At 72.6% G+C, this 18,936-nt stretch carries 23 protein-coding genes; 12 read left to right on the top strand and 11 right to left on the bottom strand.

What is annotated here, in order from left to right:
* Nucleotides 1–65 precede the first annotated feature (65 nt).
* Genes ACWDN5_RS19555 through ACWDN5_RS19540 form a run of 4 tightly spaced genes read left to right on the top strand, consistent with a single transcriptional unit; the run spans nt 66 to nt 4,241 of the window.
* Nucleotides 66–506, top strand: coding sequence for a MarR family winged helix-turn-helix transcriptional regulator (locus ACWDN5_RS19555; RefSeq protein WP_449677295.1), 441 nt, complete (start codon nt 66–68; stop codon nt 504–506).
* The gene (locus ACWDN5_RS19550; RefSeq protein WP_310977345.1) at nt 503–1,309 is read left to right on the top strand and encodes an ABC transporter ATP-binding protein; all 807 of its coding nucleotides are present in this window, start codon (nt 503–505) and stop codon (nt 1,307–1,309) included. Before ACWDN5_RS19555 ends, ACWDN5_RS19550 begins: the two co-directional genes overlap by 4 nt.
* Nucleotides 1,269–2,090: an ABC transporter permease gene (locus ACWDN5_RS19545; protein ID WP_310977346.1), complete on the top strand. Its 822-nt coding sequence runs from the start codon at nt 1,269–1,271 to the stop codon at nt 2,088–2,090. Before ACWDN5_RS19550 ends, ACWDN5_RS19545 begins: the two co-directional genes overlap by 41 nt.
* A 36-nt stretch (nt 2,091–2,126) precedes the next feature.
* Nucleotides 2,127–4,241, top strand: a complete 2,115-nt coding sequence (locus ACWDN5_RS19540) for a transglycosylase domain-containing protein (RefSeq protein ID WP_449677294.1) — start codon at nt 2,127–2,129, stop codon at nt 4,239–4,241.
* 1 nt (nt 4,242) lies between these two features.
* On the opposite strand, the gene ACWDN5_RS19535 is transcribed toward ACWDN5_RS19540, so the two are convergent.
* On the bottom strand, nt 4,243–4,668 hold the full coding sequence (locus ACWDN5_RS19535) for a nitroreductase/quinone reductase family protein (RefSeq protein WP_310977348.1): 426 nt from the start codon (nt 4,666–4,668) through the stop codon (nt 4,243–4,245).
* 157 nt (nt 4,669–4,825) lie between these two features.
* Here ACWDN5_RS19535 and ACWDN5_RS19530 point away from each other — a divergent pair, with 157 nt between their 5' ends.
* Complete coding sequence (locus ACWDN5_RS19530) at nt 4,826–5,227, top strand: zinc-ribbon domain-containing protein (RefSeq protein WP_310977349.1); 402 nt, start codon at nt 4,826–4,828, stop codon at nt 5,225–5,227.
* A 502-nt stretch (nt 5,228–5,729) separates the two neighbouring features.
* Here ACWDN5_RS19530 and ACWDN5_RS19525 read toward each other — a convergent pair.
* Nucleotides 5,730–6,020, bottom strand: a complete 291-nt coding sequence (locus ACWDN5_RS19525; RefSeq protein WP_310977351.1) for a hypothetical protein — start codon at nt 6,018–6,020, stop codon at nt 5,730–5,732.
* Between the two features lie 168 nt (nt 6,021–6,188).
* Nucleotides 6,189–6,623, bottom strand: a complete 435-nt coding sequence (locus tag ACWDN5_RS19520) for a single-stranded DNA-binding protein (protein ID WP_310977352.1) — start codon at nt 6,621–6,623, stop codon at nt 6,189–6,191.
* Nucleotides 6,624–6,735: 112 nt separating this feature from the next.
* Here ACWDN5_RS19520 and ACWDN5_RS19515 point away from each other — a divergent pair, with 112 nt between their 5' ends.
* A complete protein-coding gene (locus ACWDN5_RS19515; RefSeq protein WP_449677293.1) occupies nt 6,736–7,347 on the top strand; it encodes a PhoU domain-containing protein in 612 nt (203 codons plus the stop codon).
* A gap of 66 nt (nt 7,348–7,413) precedes the next feature.
* Nucleotides 7,414–8,418, top strand: a complete 1,005-nt coding sequence (locus ACWDN5_RS19510; protein ID WP_449677292.1) for a pirin family protein — start codon at nt 7,414–7,416, stop codon at nt 8,416–8,418.
* Here the strand turns inward: ACWDN5_RS19510 and ACWDN5_RS19505 are convergent.
* The 3 genes from ACWDN5_RS19505 to ACWDN5_RS19495 all read right to left on the bottom strand — a co-directional run bounded on the left by ACWDN5_RS19505 (nt 8,392) and on the right by ACWDN5_RS19495 (nt 11,749).
* Nucleotides 8,392–9,237, bottom strand: coding sequence for an alpha/beta fold hydrolase (locus tag ACWDN5_RS19505; RefSeq protein WP_449677291.1), 846 nt, complete (start codon nt 9,235–9,237; stop codon nt 8,392–8,394). The two genes, ACWDN5_RS19510 and ACWDN5_RS19505, sit on opposite strands and share 27 nt — an antisense overlap.
* A gap of 39 nt (nt 9,238–9,276) precedes the next feature.
* A complete protein-coding gene (locus ACWDN5_RS19500; RefSeq protein ID WP_449677290.1) occupies nt 9,277–10,665 on the bottom strand; it encodes a pyridoxal phosphate-dependent decarboxylase family protein in 1,389 nt (462 codons plus the stop codon).
* 187 nt (nt 10,666–10,852) lie between these two features.
* A complete protein-coding gene (locus ACWDN5_RS19495) occupies nt 10,853–11,749 on the bottom strand; it encodes a phosphatase PAP2 family protein (RefSeq protein ID WP_449677308.1) in 897 nt (298 codons plus the stop codon).
* 116 nt (nt 11,750–11,865) lie between these two features.
* On the opposite strand from ACWDN5_RS19495, the gene ACWDN5_RS19490 reads away from it, so the two are divergent.
* From ACWDN5_RS19490 to ACWDN5_RS19480, 3 genes are read left to right on the top strand one after another with little or no spacing between them, the layout of a single operon-like run.
* On the top strand, nt 11,866–12,555 hold the full coding sequence (locus ACWDN5_RS19490; RefSeq protein ID WP_310977358.1) for a response regulator transcription factor: 690 nt from the start codon (nt 11,866–11,868) through the stop codon (nt 12,553–12,555).
* The gene (locus tag ACWDN5_RS19485) at nt 12,552–13,961 is read left to right on the top strand and encodes an ATP-binding protein (RefSeq protein WP_449677289.1); all 1,410 of its coding nucleotides are present in this window, start codon (nt 12,552–12,554) and stop codon (nt 13,959–13,961) included. Before ACWDN5_RS19490 ends, ACWDN5_RS19485 begins: the two co-directional genes overlap by 4 nt.
* Nucleotides 13,958–14,434: a hypothetical protein gene (locus tag ACWDN5_RS19480; protein ID WP_310977360.1), complete on the top strand. Its 477-nt coding sequence runs from the start codon at nt 13,958–13,960 to the stop codon at nt 14,432–14,434. The genes ACWDN5_RS19485 and ACWDN5_RS19480 overlap by 4 nt, the downstream gene beginning before the upstream one ends.
* Before the next feature lie 30 nt (nt 14,435–14,464).
* Here ACWDN5_RS19480 and ACWDN5_RS19475 read toward each other — a convergent pair whose 3' ends face one another.
* Nucleotides 14,465–15,055 (bottom strand): NADPH-dependent FMN reductase, encoded by a 591-nt coding sequence (locus ACWDN5_RS19475; RefSeq protein ID WP_310977361.1) that lies wholly within the window; start codon nt 15,053–15,055, stop codon nt 14,465–14,467.
* 98 nt (nt 15,056–15,153) lie between these two features.
* Here ACWDN5_RS19475 and soxR point away from each other — a divergent pair, with 98 nt between their 5' ends.
* Entirely contained in the window at nt 15,154–15,636 is a 483-nt protein-coding gene (gene soxR / locus ACWDN5_RS19470; protein WP_310977362.1) for a redox-sensitive transcriptional activator SoxR, read from the top strand.
* A 1-nt stretch (nt 15,637) separates the two neighbouring features.
* Here soxR and ACWDN5_RS19465 read toward each other — a convergent pair whose 3' ends face one another.
* The 3 genes from ACWDN5_RS19465 to ACWDN5_RS19455 form a co-directional block, all read right to left on the bottom strand.
* On the bottom strand, nt 15,638–16,147 hold the full coding sequence (locus tag ACWDN5_RS19465; RefSeq protein ID WP_449677288.1) for a mycothiol transferase: 510 nt from the start codon (nt 16,145–16,147) through the stop codon (nt 15,638–15,640).
* 74 nt (nt 16,148–16,221) lie between these two features.
* Nucleotides 16,222–16,803 (bottom strand): hypothetical protein, encoded by a 582-nt coding sequence (locus ACWDN5_RS19460; protein ID WP_449677287.1) that lies wholly within the window; start codon nt 16,801–16,803, stop codon nt 16,222–16,224.
* Nucleotides 16,804–16,805: 2 nt separating this feature from the next.
* Complete coding sequence (locus ACWDN5_RS19455; protein WP_449677286.1) at nt 16,806–17,510, bottom strand: hypothetical protein; 705 nt, start codon at nt 17,508–17,510, stop codon at nt 16,806–16,808.
* Between the two features lie 243 nt (nt 17,511–17,753).
* Here ACWDN5_RS19455 and ACWDN5_RS19450 point away from each other — a divergent pair, with 243 nt between their 5' ends.
* Nucleotides 17,754–18,497 (top strand): SDR family oxidoreductase, encoded by a 744-nt coding sequence (locus ACWDN5_RS19450; protein ID WP_310977366.1) that lies wholly within the window; start codon nt 17,754–17,756, stop codon nt 18,495–18,497.
* Here ACWDN5_RS19450 and ACWDN5_RS19445 read toward each other — a convergent pair.
* Nucleotides 18,494–18,922: a DUF6314 family protein gene (locus ACWDN5_RS19445; protein WP_449677285.1), complete on the bottom strand. Its 429-nt coding sequence runs from the start codon at nt 18,920–18,922 to the stop codon at nt 18,494–18,496. The genes ACWDN5_RS19450 and ACWDN5_RS19445 overlap by 4 nt on opposite strands.
* Nucleotides 18,923–18,936 lie beyond the last annotated feature (14 nt).

Raw genomic sequence — 18,936 nt, 5'->3', positions numbered from 1 at the left:
CCTTTACTCGCCAACCGGACATTTAGCGTTGCTAATAGATCTGAACCAGAGCTACCTTCGCGAGCATGACCGAACTCGCCGACCGGCTGCTGGGGGCCGTTCAGGGCATCCGGCGCGTGGTGCGCCGGCGGGTGCGGGCCGACGTGCCCGGCAGCCCACTGCCCGGCGCCCAGGTCGAGCTCCTGCGCGTGGTCGCCGACCGCCCCGGCATCGGCGTCGCCGCGGCCGCTCGCGAACTGCACCTCGCCAACAACTCGGTCAGCACGCTGGTGAACCAGCTCGCCGATGCGGGCCTGCTGCGCCGCGAGGCCGACCCCGCCGACCGGCGCGCGGCGCGGCTGGAGATCACCGCCGCGGCCGCCGAACGGATGGCCGCCTGGCGCCGCGCCCGCACCGGGCTCGTCGCCGATGCCCTCGCCAAACTGTCCGAAGAGGACATCGGCGCGATCGGGCAGGCGTTGCCGGCACTGGAGAAACTCGTGGGCATCCTGAAGGAGCAGCCATGACCGAACCCGCGGCGGTGCGCTGCACCGGCCTGAGCCACTCGTTCGGCGCGACCCGCGCGGTGGACGGTGTCGACCTCGAAATCCACCCGGGCGAGGTGTTCGGCCTGCTGGGCCCGAACGGCGCCGGCAAGACGACCACCCTCCGGATGATCACCACACTGCTGCCGGCCGGCCCGGACCGCATCACCGTCTTCGGCGTCGACGTCGCGCGCCGCCGGATGGCCGTGCGCCGGCTGATCGGGTACGTCCCGCAGCAGCTGTCCGCCGACAGCGCGCTGACCGGCCGCGAGAACGTCGCCCTGTTCGCGCGGCTCTTCGACGTGCCGCGCCGGGAGCGGGCCGACCAGGTGCGGCTGGCCCTGGAGCTGGTCGGGCTGGCCGCCGACGCCGACCGCACGGCCAAGACGTACTCCGGGGGCATGATCCGCCGGCTCGAGCTCGCCCAGGCCCTGGTCAGCTCGCCCCGGCTGCTCATCCTCGACGAGCCGACGATCGGGCTCGACCCGGTCGCGCGCTCGTCGGTGTGGGACCGGATCGCCTCGATCCGCGAGGCGACCGGCATGACCGTGCTCGTCACCACGCACTACATGGACGAGGCCGAGCAGTACTGCGACCGCGTCGCCCTGATGCACGCCGGCCGGATCCGCGCGCTGGGCACCCCCGCCGAGCTGGAGGCCGGCCTCGGCCCGGAGTCCACTTTGGACGACGTGTTCCGCGCGGTGACCGGGGACCGGATCGACCACGAAGAAGGAGGGATCCGCGGTGTCCGTGCCACTCGCCGTACCGCCCGCCGTCTCGGCTGACGAGGGCCCGCTGCGCCGGCTGCGCGTGCTCGGCGCCCGCGTCGGCGCGATGTGCCTGGTGGAGCTGCAGAAGCTGCGCCGCGACCAGACCGAGCTGCTCACCAGGGCGATCCAGCCCGCGCTGTGGCTGCTGATCTTCGGCGAGACGTTCACCCGGCTGCGCGCGATCCCGACCGGCTCGACGCCGTACCTCGACTTCCTGGCGCCGGGCATCCTGGCCCAGTCGGCCCTGTTCATCGCGATCTTCTACGGCATCCAGATCATCTGGGAGCGCGACGCGGGTGTGCTCGCCAAGCTCCTGGTGACCCCGACCCCGCGCGCGGCGCTCGTCGCGGGCAAGGCCTTCGCGGCCGGGGTCCGGGCGCTCGTGCAGGCGCTGATGGTGCTGATCCTGGCCGCGGTGCTCGGTGTCGGGCTGACCGCGAACCCGCTGAAGCTCCTCGCGATGGCCGTCGTCCTCGTGCTCGGTTCGGCGTTCTTCTGCTGCCTGTCCATCGTGATCGCCGGGATCGTCCTCTCGCGGGAACGACTGATGGGCATCGGGCAGGCGATCACGATGCCGCTGTTCTTCGGCTCGAACGCGCTGTACCCGGTGGACCTGATGCCGTCGTGGCTGCAGGTGCTCAGCCACGTCAACCCGCTGAGCTACCAGGTCGACGCGCTGCGCGGGCTGCTCATCGGGACGCCCGCCCACCTGGGGACCGATTTCGCCGTGCTGGCGGTGGCGACGGCGGTGGCCGTTTCGGTCGCGTCGGCACTGCTGGGCAGGTTGGCCCGGTGAGGCACATGTCTCACCGAACGGAAGCTTTATCGCCCGATGCCTAATCTCGAATTCGTGAAACGTCGCGGGGGCGTGGTCCCTTTTGTCGGTTTGTGTCTGCTCGCCGGAATTCTGGTGGCCGGAACGGTGGCGCCCGCCGCCATCGGCGCGGGCTTGTTGTCGAATCAGGTCAGCGATTCGGTGGACGCCATTTCCGCTCAGCTCGCCGCCGCCGATCCGCCGCTGGTGACCACGGTCACCGACCGCGACGGCACCCCGATCGCGACGCTGTACGCCCAGTACCGCCTGCCCGTCACCGCGGCCGGGATCGCGACCACGATGAAGGCCGCGATCATCGCGGTCGAGGATCGCCGGTTCTACACCGAAGGCGGCGTCGACATGCAGGGGATGCTCCGCGCGGCGGTCAACGACAGCACCGGCGGAGCGCTGCAGGGTGCCTCGACGATCACACAGCAGGAAGTCAAGAACTACCTGATCAACGTCGTCGACCGGAACGACCCGGCCGCCCAGCAGGCCGACCGCGAGGACTCGCTCGCCCGCAAGCTGCGCGAGGCGAAAATGGCCGTCCAGCTCAACGCGACCATGAGCAAGGACGACATTCTGGCGAATTACCTCAATGTGGTCGAATTCAGCGGAACCGTGTACGGGGTCGGCGCGGCGGCCAAGGCGTATTTCGGGACGAGCCCGGACAAACTGACCGTTCCGCAGGCGGCGCTGCTCGCCGGAATGGTGAACAACCCCAGCATCTACAACCCGTACACGCACCCGGACAAGGCGCTGCAGCGCCGCAACCTGGTGATCGACGACATGGTCACCAACGGCTCCATCCCGGCCTCGTACGCGACGACGGCGAAGGCGGCCCCGCTCGGGCTGCTGCCGAACGGCCCGGTCACCCCGTCCGGCACCTGCCTGGGCGCGGCCCCGGACGCGGGCTTCTTCTGCGCCTACGCGGAAAGCTACCTGGTGCACGCCGGGTTCACCGCCGACCGGCTGGCCACCGGCGGGTACACGATCAAGACCACCCTCGACCCGCGTGTCTCGCAGGTGACCAAGGACGCCGTCGACGCCAACGTGCCGACCACCCAGGACGGCGTGGCCAACACCTTCGCCGTCGTCCAGCCCGGCCAGGACGGGCACCAGGTGCTCGCCATGGTCGCCAACCGCAACTACGGCACCGATCCGGCGCAGGGCGAGACGTCGACCGACATCGTCGCCGACGCGAGCAACGAGTTCGGCGCGGGCTCGTCGTTCAAGATCTTCACCTCGGCCGCGGCGCTCGTCTCCGGCAAGGCGGGCCTCGACACCCCGCTGCCCAACCCGGACAGCCAGTGCTTCCCGGTGCCGGATGCGCACGCGTCCTGCTACACCGTCCACAACGACGGTCACTACGCGGACCCGATCAGCCTGGCCGACGGCCTGGCGACGTCGCCGAACGTCGCGTTCGTCGGGCTGGAGAGCCAGGTCGGGATGCCCGCCGTGCTGGACATGGCCTACAAGCTCGGCTTGCGGAACACCCTCGCGACCAACGACGCCGGCCGCACGCCGGACCGGAAGTCGGGCAACCCGCAGTTCAGCGAGCCGCAGTCGCAGTACTTCCAGAACCTGCTGTCGTTCACCCTCGGCAACAGCCCGGTCAGCCCGCTGGAGATGGCGAACGTCTCGGCGACGCTGATGAGCGGCGGCGTCTGGTGCCCGCCGAACCCGATCCTGTCGATGACCGACCGGAACGGCAACGCCGTGCCGGTCGCGCAGCAGGCGTGCGAGCGGGTCGTCCCCCAGGGCGCGGCGGACACCCTGGAAGCGGGGCTGAGCAAGGACACCACGAGCGGCACGTCCGCCGAAGCGGCCCGCGCGGCCGACTGGACGCGGCCCGACATCGGCAAGACGGGCACGACGCAGCTGAGCGAATCGGTCGCCTTCGTCGGGGGTGTCGACGACTACGCGGTGTCGTCGATGGTGTTCGCCGACGGGCCGCACCCGCGGGAGATCTGCCCGGGCACCCCGGTGCACCTCGGCGACTGCGGCCACGGCGCGTTCGGCGGCACGGTGGCCGCTCCGCCGTACTTCCACGCCATGAGCCGGCTGCTGGCCGGGGTGCCGGACCGGCCGATCCCCGCCGCCGACCCGGCCTACCTGACGGCGCGGTCGTGAGCTACCGCGGTTCGAGGAAGACGAGCGGGATCTCGCGCTCGGTCTTCGTCTGGTACTGCGCGTAGTTTTTGAAGTCGGCGGTGATCTTGGGCCACAGCCGCGCCCGCTCTTCGGCGTCGGCGACGCGGGCACGCATCGGCTGCTTCGGGCCGCCCTTCAGCGAGACCTCGACGTCGGGGTGGTCACGCAGGTTGAGGAACCACGCGGGGTGCGTGTCGTCGCCGCCCCGCGACGCCACGACGACCCACGTGTCGCCGTCCTGGTGGGGCGAGGTCAGCAGCACCGACCGCGGCTGCCCGCTCTTGCGGCCGACGGTGGTGAGCTCCAGGACCGGCATGGCGACCTGCCAGCCCACCCGCCCACCGGTGAGCTTGATCAGGCCGCGGTGGACGGCGTTCATGGTCTTCAGGGCGAAGTCGCTCGGCATGATCCCAATCTAGTTGTCCTCGGCCACGGCGTTGGGTTCGGGCCGAATGTCCGGTTCGCCGGATGCCGGTGCGCGTGGGATCGGCGAAACCGCCCCGGCAAGGGGCAACGGTGTGCGAGGCTGCGCGGCGAAGGAAGAACCGAAAGAGAGAAGAACGATGCTGATCTGGGGCTGGCGTACCCGCATCTACGTGCTGGCGATGACGACGTTCCTGTGCGGCCGGTGCGGCAATCCGGCTTCGCACGCGGTGCGCAAGGCGGTCACGAAGTTCACGCTGTTCTTCATCCCGCTGTTCCCGATCAGCGTCAAGTACACGGCGCAGTGCACGTTCTGCGGGATCGAGAACCGCATCCCGAAGGAGGACGCCGTCCGGCTGCAGGCCCAGGAAGAGCAGGGCCAGGCCCAGCAGCAGGCCGCCTCGGGCTATCCGCCGCACCCCTCGCAGGGCGTTGCGCCGCAAGGGTTTCCGCCGCACCCGTCCCAGCCGCAGGGCTTCCCGCAGCCGGGCCAGTTCCCGCAGGGGCAGCAGCCGGGTCAGTTCCCGCAGCAGGGCCGGTAGGCGCGGGCCGTTGCCGGGCCTGCTTCCGCAGCGAGAGCCGATAGGCGCAGGCCGCCGACCCGGTTCCGCAGCGAGGACCGGTAGGCACCGGCCAGCGCCCGACCCGACTCCCGCAGCAGGGCCAGCAGGCGCAGGCCGCCGCCCGACCCGACTCCCGCGGCAGGGCCAGCAGGCGCGGGCCATCGCCGGGGCCGATTACCGCAGCAGAGCCGGTAAGCGGGGGCCGTCGCCCGGCCCTGCTTTCGCAGCGGGGCCAGCAGGCGCAGGCCGCCGCCGGACTTGGTTTCCCACAGCACGGCCGGCAAGCGCAGGCCACCGCCGGGCCAGTTCCCGCAGCGGGGCCGGTAGGCGCGGGCCGTCGCCGGGCCAGTTCCCGCAGCGGGGACGGTAGGCGCGGGCCGTCGCCGGTGGTCCGGGGCCGCCGGCCGGTTCGTGCGGCCCTCGCCTGCCGGCGGGATGGGGCCTTCTCTGTTGAGTTGTCAAACATCCGCCGGTCGCCGGTTCAGGCGGCCGATTCCTGCTCGGGGGCGATGAGGGCCTGGCCCGCGGGGGTCAGGACCGCCGGCACCAGCTCGCCCGGGCGGCCGCGGCGGGCCGCGCGGACCAGGCCCTGGTGGGCCAGCGCGTGGGCCGCGAACTGGTCGCCGCACGAGAGGCCGTCGATGAACAGGTCCGGTTCGCTGCTGCACGACACCCGGGCGCGGCCGGCGCCGACCGCTCGGAGCATCGCCCGCATCCGGTGGTTGACCTCCGGGTGCGCGGCCGGTGAGCCGGTGTTCTCGTTCCCGTCCATGTCGGTCCCTCCCGCTCGTGGTCGGCCTCTGCTCCTGCGTCGAATCGGCACGCGGGATCTCGACATCAGGCTCGGCCGGAGCGTCCCCTCATCGTCACCGCAGGCGATCCAGCACGGGTCGAAGCCCCGTCGACGAGCGTTCGGAGGCCGGTCGCGAACGGATGGGGGTCAGAAGGGCGGCTTCCCCGCCCCCACCGGTTCCGGGGTCCAGGAACCGCTCCCTTCGCTGCCCGTGGCGCGGACGGCCTTGGTCACCTTGGCCGTGGCGTACCGCAGGGACGGCCCGATTTCCTCGACCTCCAGCTCCACGACGGTGCGCTTCTCGCCCTCCTTCGTGTCGTACGACCGCTGTCTCAGCCGGCCGTGGGCGATCACGCGGGCGCCGCGCACGAGCGACTCGGCGACGTTTTCCGCGTACTCCCGCCACAAACTGCAGCGCAGGAACAGCGCGTCACCGTCGCGCCACGAACCGGACCCGCGGTCGAACACGCGTGGGGTGCTCGCGACCGTGAAGTTCGCGACCGCCGAGCCGCCCGGGGTGAAGCGCAGATCGGGGTCGCTCGTGAGGTTGCCGACCACGGTGACCATCGTTTCGCCTGCCATCGGTCTCTCCTTGTCCTCCGGGTGCGGGGTGCACCGCTCTTGCCGATGAGGACAGCACGGGGGTCCGACAATTCCGGATGCCGACACCCGGGCGGGGTGGTTTCCTGCCGCCATGCCGACGGCGTTTGAGAAGGAGCTCGTGACGCTCGCCCACCGGCTGGCGGATCTGGGCGACCTCGTCGCGATCGCGCTCGAGGAGGCCACGCGCTCGGTCCTGGAAAGTGACCACACGCTGGGCGGACGTGCGCGGGAACAGGCCGTCGCGGTGACTGTGCTGGGGGCCGCGTGCGAGGACCAGGCGTGCGCGCTGCTGGCCCTGCACGCGCCGCCGGAGACGGGGGTGAAGGCGGTTTTCGCGGCCGTGCACACCGCCGCGGATCTCACTCGGATGGGTGGACTTGCGCGGGAGGTCACCGAGGCGCGGGGGGCGGTGCCGTCGGACGTGCGGCCCGCGGTGGGACGGCTGGGTGGGCATGCGGTGGCCGCGGCGCGGGCGCTGCGCGAGGTGCTGGTCGGCGGGGACGGTGCTCCGCTCGGTGACGCGGTCGCACTGGTGGGGACGGCCGAGCGGGAGGTGCGGGCGTGGGTGGACGGCCGCGGGTGGCCGCTCGGGGTGGGTGTGGCGGTTGATCTGGGGTTGCTGGCCGCGGTCTACGGGCGGTTCGCCGGGACGGCGGTCCGGGTGGGACGCCGGGCCGCCCGGTTCGCGCCGATGGGGGCTTAGCGGCTGCCGCGGGCCGTGACGCCGCCCACCCGCGCCACCGGCGTCATCGCGACTACCGTGGCCGGTATGAGCAACACCGAGGCCGCCCCCGCCGAACTCGCCTGCGGCGATCGGCCCGCGGCCGCCGATCCCGACCGGCCGGCCGTCGAGGTCCTCACGCCGCGGGAGGTGCCCCTCGGCGGGCCGCGCGCGATGCGGGTCCGGCGCACCCTCCCCCAGCGGTCGCGGTCGCTGATCGGCGCGTGGTGCTTCGCCGACCACTACGGCCCGGACGACGTCGCCGGGCCCGGGGCGATGGACGTCGCCCCGCACCCGCACACCGGGTTGCAGACCGTCAGCTGGCTGTTCTCCGGCGAGATCGAACACCGGGACAGCCTCGGCACACACGCGCTGGTCCGGCCCGGCGAGCTGAACCTGATGACCGGCGGGAACGGCATCTGCCACTCCGAGGTCTCGACCGCCGCCACCAAGACGTTGCACGGCGTGCAGCTCTGGGTGGCCCTGCCCGAACGGCACCGGCACACCCCGCGGGCGTTCGACCACTACGTCCCATCGGTGAACCGCATCGAAGGCGCCGAGATCCGCGTGTTCCTCGGCTCCCTGGCCGGCCGGACGTCGCCGATCCCGACGTTCACGCCGCTGCTGGGCGCGGAAGTCGTGCTGGGACCGGACGCCCACATGTCGCTCGGCGTGGATCCCGGCTTCGAGCACGGCGTCCTCGTCGACACCGGCGACGTCGTCGTGGCCGGCACCCGCGTCCGGGCGGCGGAGCTGGGTTACGTCGGCACCGGGGTGCGCTCCCTGACGTTGAGCAACCGCGGCACCGAACCGGCCCGGTTCCTGCTGCTGGGCGGTACGCCGTTCGACGAAGAGATCCTGATGTGGTGGAACTTCGTCGGCCGCACCCACGAGGAGATCGTCGCGTTCCGCGAAGCCTGGCAGGCCGGGTCGGACCAGTTCGGCGAAGTGACGGGCTATGCGGGCGAACGGCTGCCGGCGCCCGCGTTGCCGGCCGTGCGCATCAAGCCCCGCCGGAACCCGGCCTCAGGCCAGGAAAACGCCCACGGCTGACCGGAAGGCCGGCGCGTCGTCCAGCCACGGGTAGTGCCCGGCCCCGGCCAGCACGGTGGCGCGGCCGTCCGGGAAAAGGGCGGCGAAGCGCTCCGCGACGGCCGGGCTGGCGATCCAGTCCAGGTCACCGGCCAGTACGAGCACCGGAGCGGTGACCGCCGCAAGCGCGGCGCGGGTCGTCCCGGGCTCGAAGGCGCCGGTGGAGTTGTAGATCCGGGCGGCCGCCCCGTTGCGCTGGCCGGCTTCGCCGGACTGGTGCCGGCGGGCCGCTTCGTCCCAGCGGCCGTAGTAGAACGGGGCAAAGGTGGCCCAGTCGGCGCGGGTCGCCGTCTTCGCGGCGATCGATTCGTAGGCGGCGGCCGCCGCGGCGAACCAGGGCTCGCCGGCGCGCCGGGCCATGATGCGCCGGCGTTCGTCGGCCGGGACGTCGAAGCCGACGGCCCGCGGGCTCGGCGCGATCAGGGCGAGCCGGCTCAGGCGCTGGGGGTACCGGGCCGCGTACCGGACGGCCAGGCTCGCCCCGGCCGAGTGCCCCAGGAGGTCGAAGCGGTCGAGGCCGAGGTGCTTGCGCAGGGCCTCGACGTCCTCGATCTGGCGGTCGCAACGGTAGGTGGCGGGATCGGCGGGCGGTTCGGAGGCGCCGGTGCCGCGCAGGTCCAGCACGGCGGTGCGGCGGCGAGTGGTGAGGCCGCCGAGGTCACCGAGGTAGGCGCCGGCTCGCATCGGGCCGCCGGGCAGGCACACCACCGGTGGTTCGGCTCCGGCTCCGGCGAGGTGGACGGCGAGGGCGGTTCCGTCCGGCGCGGAGAAGATCGGCACGGCCCGACCCTGGCAGGTCCGGGCCGCGGGAACAAGCCCTCACGAAGACGTGACCAGGCGTTCCAGCACCGCGAAGACCCGCTCGACGTCGGCCTCGGTCGTCCGCCAGTTGCTGAAGGCGGCACGCAACGCCGGGCGGCCGTCGTACACCGTCGGCGTCAGGAAGGTGGTCCCGTCCTCGGCGATGGCCTGCACGAGCGCGTCGATCCGGTCCTGCGGGACGTCTCCGGCCGGGGTGAAGCAGACGACGTTGAGCCGCACCGGCGCCAGCAACCGCCAGTGCGGTGAGCCGTCGATCCGCACGCCCAGGTCCCGGGCCAGCGCGACGCAGCGCTCGACGATCTCGCGGTGCCCGGCGCGGCCGTACGCCACGAGCGAGAACCAGGCCGGGAGCGCGCGCAGCCGCCTCGAGTTCTCCGGCGTGAGGTGCAGGAAGTCCGGCGTCTCCCCGATTTCGCCGAGGTAGGCCGCGTTGTTGCTGAACACGCGCAGCTGCAGGTCGCGGCGGCGGGTGAACTGGACGGCCGAGTCGTAGGGCACGTTGAGCCACTTGTGCAGGTCGACGACCACCGAGTCGGCCTGGTCGAGGCCCGCGGTGAGGGCCGCGTGTTCCGGGGCCAGCGCGGCGAACCCGCCGAACGCGGCGTCGACGTGCAGCCAGAAGTCGTACCGCCGCTTGAGGTCGGCGATCGCCCGCAGGTCGTCGAAGTCGACGGTGTTGACCGTCCCGGCGTTCGCGACGACGACGGCGGGCCCGTCGAGCGTCTCGAGCGCTTCGGCGAGTTTCGCGACGTCGACGGCTTCACGGCCCGGGAGCACCGGCACCCTCCGCAGCGCGGACCGGCCCATCCCGAGGAACGACAACGCCTTCAGCACGCTCGAATGCGGCGAACCGGACAGCACGGTGACGGGACCGAGCGCGGCGGCGCCTGCGTCGGAGACGGTCACGCCGGCCCGTTCGCCGAGCCATTCGCGGGCGATGGCCAGGCCGGTGACCGTGGACATCGTGGCGCCGGTGACGAACGCGCCGGAGAACTCCGGGCCCAGTCCGAACAGCTCGGCCAGCCAGCCGACGGTCTCGCGCTCGAGGTCCTGCGCCGAGGAATCCATGCCGCTGGCGGGATTCTGGTCGTAGGCGGCGGTCAGCCAGTCCCCGGCGAGCGCGGCGGGGGTCGCGCCGCCGGTCACGAAACCGAGGTACCGGGGACCCGCGCTCGCGGCGAAGCCGGGCTCCCAGCGTCGGGTGAACTCGTCCAGGGCCCCGCGTGCGCCGGCGCCGTCGAGCGGCAGGGGCGCCGGGACGGCGGCCACGGGCGGGACGGCGGCCGCCCGGTGGTCCAGCCCGGCGAGCGCCTCGGCCGCGAGTTTGCTTGCGGTGTCGAGGAGATCGGGCAGGGAGTGCAGGTCATCGGCGAGCCTCGGGTCCATCCCAGCGACGCTAGGCGCGGTGCCGTCCTGCTGTCGCGGGCCAATCCCGGGAAACTGGCCCGGTGAACCGAACGGCCGGGGGTGCTCGGTCTCGATCTTTTGCGCCGGTGTCGCGGTCGTGGCTGTCCTGGCGGCCCGGCCGCCGAGCAACCTCTCGTTCGCCCAGCTCGGCAAGCGGTAGCCGGAGTCAGTACCGCCGGAGCCGGCGGACGCGGGTCTCGGCCGGGTCGAACGCCACCCGGCGCAACGGTCCCGTCAGCAGCAGCACCACCGCCATCGACGCCAGCGCCGCCAGCACCAGCGCCGCCACGAACTGGGCCGCTCCCGAGGTCGCCGTCGAAAGCACCGCGTACCCCGCCAGCACCAGCGCCGACGGGGCCAGGAAACCCGTCAGCACCGGGATCAGCGGCACGCGGTCACCGTCGGGGCGGCGGGCGGACACCACCGCCGCCCCGGCGCAGGTGACCGCCGCGACCAGCAAGCAGCCGCCGACGGTGTCGCTCAACCGGTGCCAGCCCAGTGCCACCGCCGCCGCCGAGACCCAGGCGACGCCGGCGCTGCCCGTCACCAGGGCCGTCAACCGGAACCGGCGGGGCAGGACGATCGCGAGCGCCACGAGCACGGCCATCGCCGCGCTGACGTGCCCGCTCGGGAAGCTGTTGTGGCTCGCCACGCCGAAGCGGTCGCCGGTGCTCGGGCGCTCCAGGACGTACAGCTTGAGCAGTTGCGCCACCACCAGGGGCGCGGCCAGCAGCACCAGCGCCATCACCCCGAGGGCCAGCCGCCGCCGGACCACGGCGATCGCCACGATCAGCACCGCCACCCCGCCGAGCACCACCACCAGGTCGGTCTGCCGCAGCGGGTCCGCCCAGTCCACTGTGGTCCCCGCGGACTGGGCGCTGCGGACGACGCCGTTCTCGACGCCGCGGCCGGCCTCCGTGCGGACGAAGAGCAGGTAGGCCGCGACGAACGCGAGGGCGAACCCGGCCGCGCCCGCGAGGAGGACGGCCGTGCGGGACGCGGCCCGGGTCACGGAGGCGGGGCCGGCCGGGCGGGTCGCGGAAGGTGCGTCGGTGAGGATCACTGCCATGTCCCCGAGTCTGGAACGCGGTCTTCGGGATCCCGTCAGCGCGATGTCATGGTTTTGCTACAAGATCCGCCCGGGTCGCCATGACGTGCGCTTTTCCGAATAATGGCGCCGTGGCCGAGGTACTGGTGGTAGAGGACGACGCGGCGGTGCGGGAGGGCCTGCAGCTGGCCCTGCGCCGGCAGGGACACGTGGTGCGCACCGCGGAATCCGGCGAGCTCGGCATCGAGGTGCTCGTGCACCACCGGCCCGACATCGTCGTGCTCGACCTGATGCTGCCCGGCATGGACGGCTTCGAGACCTGCCGCCGGATGCGGGCGTCCGGCCCGGTCCCGATCATCATGCTCACCGCGCGCAGCGACGACTTCGACGTCGTGGCCGGGCTCGAAGCGGGCGCGGACGACTATGTCGCCAAGCCGGTCGAGCCGCGGGTGCTGGACGCGCGGATCCGGGCCGTCCTGCGCCGCTCGGCCGCCGAACGGCCGGGCGGGCCGGCGGCGGCCGAGGAGCGGCACGGCGACCTCGTCATCGACCGGTCCGGGCTCGAGGTGACCAAGCGCGGCGCGCCGGTGTCGCTGACCCCGACCGAGCTCAAGCTGCTGCTCGAGCTCTCGCGCACGCCCGGGCAGGTGTACAGCCGCCAGCAGATCCTCTCCGCCGTGTGGGACCACGACTACCTCGGGGACTCCCGGCTCGTCGACGCCTGCGTGCAGCGGCTGCGCGCGAAGATCGAGGACGTGCCGGCGAAACCGGAGTACGTGCAGACGGTCCGGGGCTTCGGTTACCGGTTCGGCCGGTCGTGACCGCACCGCGGATCCGGTCGTGGCTCGCCGGGCTGCGGCCCCGGCTGGTCGCCGCCTTCGCCGTCATCATGATCCTCGGCGCCACCACCGCGGCCGGCGCGAGCTACGTCTTCGCGCGCCGGGCCATCCTGGAAGGCGTCCAGGACCAGACCATGCTGAAGCTGCGCGACCAGATCGCCGCGTACCTGCCGACCGTGTCGCTGCCGCCGTCGCAGGCCACGCTCGACGCCTTCGCGACGGCGCTCAAGTCCAGCAACGCGCTGATCGTCTACCGGGACCTGCACGCGACCTCGGGCCTGTCGATCGACGACGTGCCGGCCGACCTGCGCCGCGCCGTGGCCACCACCACCAACATCCAGTTCCAGCGCGTCGACGTCCAGGGCTTCCCGCTGTTCTTCGTCGGCGTCCCGGTGCAGACCGGCACCGGCAAGCCGAGCGGCCTCGAGGTTTACGCGATGACGCGGCTGACCGACCAGCAGGAGGCGATCGACGCGCTGGCCCGCTACGCCTTCCTGTTCTCCGCACTCGCCCTGCCGGTCGCGGTCGGGGTCGCGCTGCTCGCCGCGCGGCAGGTGCTGCGGCCGGTCCGCGCGCTGAACACCGCGGCCAGCCAGCTCGGCCGCGGACGGCTCGACGTGCGGCTGCGCGCGAAGGGGTCCGACGAGCTCGCCCAGCTGGTCACGACGTTCAACCACACCGCCGCGGAGCTGGAGCGCACGGTCGGCACCCTGCGCGCGATGGAGGCCGACGCGCGGCGGTTCGTCGCCGACGTCTCCCACGAACTGCGCACGCCGCTGGCGGCGATGAACGCGGTCACCGACGTCCTCGACGAGGACGCCGAGCAGCTGCCGCCCGACACCGCGGTCGCGGCGCGGCTGGTGTCGGCCGAAACGCGGCGGCTGACCCGGCTGGTGCAGGACCTGATCGAGATCTCCCGCTTCGACGCCGGCCGGGCCGAACTGCGCCGGGAGGAGCTGGACGTCGCCGCGGCGATCGGCGACACCCTCGCCGCGCGCGGCTGGGAGCCCGGCGCCGAGCTGACCGCCGACCTGCCGTCCGGGATCACCGCGCGGCTCGACCGGCGGCGGCTCGACATCGTCGTGGCGAACCTGGCCGGCAACGCGCTGCGGCACGGCGCCCCGCCGGTCGAAGTGGTGCTGCGGCAGGAAGGCGGCGACGTCGTGCTCACCGTCACCGACCACGGGCCCGGGATCCCGGCCGACGTCCTCCCGCGGGTCTTCGACCGCTTCACCAAGGCCGACACCGCCCGTGCCCGGTCCGAGGGCAGCGGCCTCGGGCTGTCGATCGCGCGGGAGAACGCGCGGCTGCACGGCGGGGACATCGTCGCCGCCAACACCGGCACCGGCGCCCGGTTCGAGCTTCGCGTGCCCCGGGAGGCGTGGTGAAGAAACTCGCCGTCTTCGCGGTGCTGCTGCTGGTGAGCGCGTGCGGGATCAAGCCGACGCCGGTGCTCGGGGCGGGGCCGGCGCCGACCCTGCGGAGCCCGGCGGACGACGGCCGCGGCACCGACGTGATCCTCTACTTCGTCCTCGACGACCGGCTGTCGCCGATATCCCGGCCGGGCAGCGGGCCCGTCGGCGTCGAGGCCACCCTGACGATGCTGCTGGACGGGCCGTCGGCCGACGAGCTGGCCGGCGGGTACACGACCGAGCTGCCCCGCCGGTCCGGCGCGATCACCTTCACCCCCGGCTCGCCGCCGACGATCACCGTCCCGTTCCCGCTGCAGCCGATCTCCGCCGCCGGGATCAACCAGCTGGTCTGCACCGCCTTCGCGGCGCTGGCCACCCAAGGCGGGTACGTCACCATCGGCCTGTCCGGCCCCGACATCCGGCTGCCGTACCAGACCTGCCAGGCGTGACAGCCGATGTCGACATGACGTCTTGGCGCCTCAGCCGGGGTACGGCCGCGCCGCCCGGGCCTCGGCCAGCGATCGCGCCCACCAGCCCAGCTGGTCGAGCATCGCCTTCGCCGCGACGCCCGCCGCGTCGTCGTTCGGCAGGCCGTCGTCGCCGAACCGCGTCTGGGCGCCGTGGAAGCTGACGGTCTCGCGGATGGTCACCGCGTGCAGCTCCGCGAAGACCGCCCGCAGGTGCTCGACCGCGCGCAACCCACCGGAAATCCCGCCGTAGGACACGAAAGCGACCGGCTTGGCCCGCCATTCGGGCCGGTGCCAGTCGATGGCGTTCTTGAGCGAAGCCGGGTAGCTGTGGTTGTACTCCGGGGTGACGACGACGAAGGCGTCGGCGGCTTCGAGCCGCGGAGCCACCTTCGCGACCTCGGCGACGACCTCCGCGGACGGCGTGGCCCCGAAGGCCGGCATCACGAGCGGGAGGTCGGGCTCGGCGAGGTCGACGACGTCGGCTTCGAAGCCGCCGTGCGCGTCCGCGACACCCGCGAGCCAGTTCGCCACCACCGGCCCGAACCGTCCTTCCCGGACACTTCCCACGATCACCGCGACCCGGATCGGCGCTTCCGACACACTTCCTCCTCGACACGCAGGCGTTGTTGCCTTCCGCACGAGGATGGAACTTCAAGTTGGCTTGAAGTCAAGCGTGCCGCTGTGGTTGGCTGTGCGCCATGGTGGACGCCCCGGCCCCGTCGCTGCCGGACCTGACGGTCGGCGAACTCTCCCGGCGCAGCGGAGTACCCGCGTCGGCCCTGCGCTTCTACGAGGACGAAGGCCTCATCCACAGCCGCCGCACCGCGGGCAACCAGCGGCGCTACCGCCGGGACACGCTGCGGCGGGTGACGTTCATCCGGATGTCCCAGCGGGTCGGGATGCCGCTGTCGAAGATCCGGGAAGTGCTCGGCCTGCTCTCCGACGACCGCACGCCCACCCGCGCCGACTGGGCCCGGATCTCGCGCTGCTGGCAGGACGACCTGAACGCGCGGATCCGGCAGCTGGAACAGCTGCGCGACCAGCTCGACGACTGCATCGGCTGCGGCTGCATGTCCCTGGCCAAGTGCCGGCTCGCCAACCCCGGCGACCGGCTCGGCGCCGACGGCCCGGGGCCGCAGCGCCTCGCCGATCACCGCGAGGACGGTTACGAAGCTTGTTGAGCTAGCCGCGCTTCAGCAGGCCGCGCACATACATCGCCTGCCCGGCGTGCTGGATGTCGTCGTCGAGGACGCTGATCAGGCGCACGCCCAGGGTCACCGGCGGGTCCCAGGCCTCGTCGACGATCCGGTCGAGGTCCGGCTCGCCGAGCCCTTCCAGGTACCGGACGGTCTGCTCGTGCACGGCGTCGTAGTAGCCGGTGAGCAGGCCCGGGTCGTCGACGCGGACCGCTTCGACGTCGGCCGGGCGGTGGCCGTACCCGGTGTCCCCGGCCGGGAACGGGAGGCCGAACCGCGACAGCCAGTCCTGGCCGGTCCAGACCTGCTCGGTGCCGGCCACGTCGGCGACGTGGTCGTCCTGGACCCGGGTCAGGTGCCACACCAGCCAGGCGATCGAGTTACCCTCGCCGTCCGGCCGGGTCCCGAGCTGCTCCGCGGTGAGTCCGTCCACCGCGGAGCGCACCGTGCCCTGGACCCGGCTGAACCCTTCGACGAGCAGATCGGCCACGTTCATCCGGCTGCCTCCCGTTTGCCGACTTCTTCCCTGCGCAGACCTACCCGATCATGCCCGCCGGCAAACGGCGTCCGCTACCGCGGCAGCAGCTGGTCGAAGAACGAGCGGTAGCGGCGCAGCGCGATCCGCAGCTCCTCGGTGGCCGGTTCACCCTGCTGCCACTGGGCTTCCAGCTCGCTCTTGTGCTCGGCGAACGTGGTGGCCAGCGCGCTGATCACGGCGGCGACGAGCTCGTCGGCCTGCTGGACGGCCTGCTTCGGGTCGTCGACGAAGCCGGTCTGGACGTTCTGCCAGCGGTCGCGGAAGCCGGTGACCTTCTCCTCGTCGATCAGCGCCGGCGTCTCGACGTCGCCGCCCGAAGCGGCCGGGGTTTCGACGTCACCGCCCGAGGCAGCGGGCGTCTCGACGTCGCCGCCGGATTCGGCGGGCGCTTCCACGTCCCCGCCCGATTCCTCGGCGGTGGTGGCGTCGTGGTGGCCGGCCGAGGCCAGGTCGGCGGTGCTCAGGTTCTGGTCGTCGCCCGGCTCGCGGAAGTCGGCCCGGTCCTGGCCGGGGACGCCGGTGGTGCGGTCACCGGTGTAGGCCTCGCGGTCGTCCTCGCGGCCGGCCAGGTCGCGGTCGTCCTCGGCGTCGTGCCGCGTCAGGTGATCGGTCATGGTCAGCGTCCTCCATTCGACTCGGTCCGCGGGGTCGCGGACGCCTGGCGCTCGGTCTCGTGACGGTCGGTGTCCCGTCGCTCGGTGTCGCGGTCATGGTCACCGTGTTCGCGACCGCTGTGGTCGTGTCCGTTGCGGCGCTCGTCGTGCTCGTGGCGGTCGTGGTGCTGCTCGTCGTCGGCGCCGTCGGTGAGCAGGTCCTCGAACACGGTGCGGTAGCGCACCATCGCGTCGCGCAGGTCCTCAGTGGACGCTCCGTCGCGCTTCTGCTGCGTGGTGTGCGCGGCGCGGTAGTGCTCGAGGGTCTTGGCGTGCCGCACGGAAAGGTCGGCCACCTGCTGCTCGTAGCCCTCGGTCGGGTACCCGCGTTCGGCCATCAGCGCGTTCAGCAGCTGCTCGGCCTCGGCGACCGCGGCGGACGGCTGGTCGACGAACTTTTCCTGCACCTGCGCCCATTCCCGGGCGTAGCGCTCGCGCGCCGACGCCGAAAGCGGCCGGATGTCGAGCTCCTTGTGCCGGCGTTCCCGCTCGGCGAGTTCGCGCTGCGCGGCACGGGGGCTGTCCTTCTCCGCGACCGTGCGGTCGTACTCGGGACCGAACCGCTGCTGCAGCCGTTTTCGTTGCATTTCCTGCGTCACCAGCCAGATCACGGCGCCGAGCACCGCGACGGCCACGACGACGATCAAGACGATCAGCCATGTGGGCATCGCTCAAACTCCTTCAAGGATGTCAAGCCCCCGATGCGAGCGGTGTTCCCTGATTAGCGCGGCCGAAAACGGGCAGGGGCCGCCTGACCTCGGGATTCGGCCGTCCGGCCCTGTCGATACGGCCGGATGCCCCCGCCCCGCCGCGGGGAGGTGACGGCGGTGACACCGCGTGGCTAGCAGCGTTACCGACGGAGTAGTATCATCGATAACAGACCGAGTGGAACGAACCGGAAGAAGGAATCAATGAGCACCCCTGCTGACTCCCGCGTCGCGATCGTCACCGGCGGCTCCCGCGGCATCGGCCGCCAGGTCGCCGAGCGCCTGGCCGCCGACGGCATGGCGGTCGTCGTCAACTACGCCGGCAACGAGAAGGAGGCGCAGGCCGCGGTCGACGCCATCACGACGGCCGGTGGCCGGGCGATCGCCGTCCGCGCCGACGTGGCCGACCCGGCCGCGGTCGCGGAACTGTTCGACACCGCGGAACGCACCTACGGCGGCGTGGACGTCGTCGCGCACCTGGCCGGCGTGATGAACCCGCCGACTCCGATCGCCGACACCGATTTCGACGTCCTGGACCGGGTGCACCGCACCAACATCCGCGGCACGTTCGCGGTGGCCCAGCAGGCCGCGCGGCGGGTCCGCGACGGCGGCGCGGTGATCACCACCTCGACGTCGGTGCTGGGCCTGAACCTGCCCGGCTACGGCGTCTACAACGCCACGAAGGGCGCGGTCGAGGCGATCACCATGATCCTGGCGCGCGAGCTGCGCGGCCGCGACATCACCGTGAACACCGTCGCGCCCGGCCCGACCGCGACCGCGCTGTTCCTCGACGGCAAGGACGAGGAGACCATCGCCCGGATGGCCCAGCAGCCGCCGCTGGAGCGGCTCGGGCAGCCGGAGGACATCGCCGAGGTCGTCGCGTTCCTCGCCGGCCCGGCGCGCTGGGTGAACGGCCAGGTGCTGCGCGCCAACGGCGGCATCGTCTAGCGGGTGAACCGGCTGACGATCACGTGGTCCTTCGCCGGCCCGCGCACCGCCCACTCCTGCCGCCACCGCGCGGCGCCGGTCACCCGGTACTCGCCGCGGTACAGGTCGGCGCGGCAGGGGTGGTCGGCCGTCCAGTGGCCTTCGCGCAGGTCGAGGTCGTGGAAGAAGCCCCCGTGGTCGAAGTGGACCGCCGCCCGGCCGGGTTTCCCTAGGCGGTAGTGCAGGGTCCGGGTGACCGGCCCGACGTGGCCGCCGAGCCGCAGCTCGCCCTCCTCGTGGTAGACGAGGACGCCTTCGGTTTCGCTGAAGGTGGCCGTCCCGGTCACCTCGCCCGCCGGGTCGCCGTCCGCGGTGCGGATTTCCCGCTCCAGGCGCCAGACGCCGGTGAAATACGCGGTGAGGTCGGGAACGGGCCAGTGCTGCACCCGCCCATTCTGGC

It is taken from the genome of Amycolatopsis sp. NPDC003731 (assembly GCF_053586895.1).
The sequence above is the reverse complement of the archived record's forward strand: the minus strand, read 5'-3'. Positions and strand labels throughout refer to the sequence as shown.

Coding starts and splice junctions, on each gene's coding strand:
- ACWDN5_RS19555 (WP_449677295.1), top strand. CDS start 66: ATGACCGAACTCGCCGACCGGCTGCTGGGGGCCGTTCAGGGCATCCGG.
- ACWDN5_RS19550 (WP_310977345.1), top strand. CDS start 503: ATGACCGAACCCGCGGCGGTGCGCTGCACCGGCCTGAGCCACTCGTTC.
- ACWDN5_RS19540 (WP_449677294.1), top strand. CDS start 2,127: ATGCCTAATCTCGAATTCGTGAAACGTCGCGGGGGCGTGGTCCCTTTT.
- ACWDN5_RS19535 (WP_310977348.1), bottom strand. CDS start 4,668: ATGCCGAGCGACTTCGCCCTGAAGACCATGAACGCCGTCCACCGCGGC.
- ACWDN5_RS19530 (WP_310977349.1), top strand. CDS start 4,826: ATGCTGATCTGGGGCTGGCGTACCCGCATCTACGTGCTGGCGATGACG.
- ACWDN5_RS19525 (WP_310977351.1), bottom strand. CDS start 6,020: ATGGACGGGAACGAGAACACCGGCTCACCGGCCGCGCACCCGGAGGTC.
- ACWDN5_RS19520 (WP_310977352.1), bottom strand. CDS start 6,623: ATGGCAGGCGAAACGATGGTCACCGTGGTCGGCAACCTCACGAGCGAC.
- ACWDN5_RS19515 (WP_449677293.1), top strand. CDS start 6,736: ATGCCGACGGCGTTTGAGAAGGAGCTCGTGACGCTCGCCCACCGGCTG.
- ACWDN5_RS19510 (WP_449677292.1), top strand. CDS start 7,414: ATGAGCAACACCGAGGCCGCCCCCGCCGAACTCGCCTGCGGCGATCGG.
- ACWDN5_RS19500 (WP_449677290.1), bottom strand. CDS start 10,665: ATGGACCCGAGGCTCGCCGATGACCTGCACTCCCTGCCCGATCTCCTC.
- soxR (WP_310977362.1), top strand. CDS start 15,154: ATGGTGGACGCCCCGGCCCCGTCGCTGCCGGACCTGACGGTCGGCGAA.
- ACWDN5_RS19465 (WP_449677288.1), bottom strand. CDS start 16,147: ATGAACGTGGCCGATCTGCTCGTCGAAGGGTTCAGCCGGGTCCAGGGC.
- ACWDN5_RS19460 (WP_449677287.1), bottom strand. CDS start 16,803: ATGACCGATCACCTGACGCGGCACGACGCCGAGGACGACCGCGACCTG.
- ACWDN5_RS19455 (WP_449677286.1), bottom strand. CDS start 17,510: ATGCCCACATGGCTGATCGTCTTGATCGTCGTCGTGGCCGTCGCGGTG.
- ACWDN5_RS19450 (WP_310977366.1), top strand. CDS start 17,754: ATGAGCACCCCTGCTGACTCCCGCGTCGCGATCGTCACCGGCGGCTCC.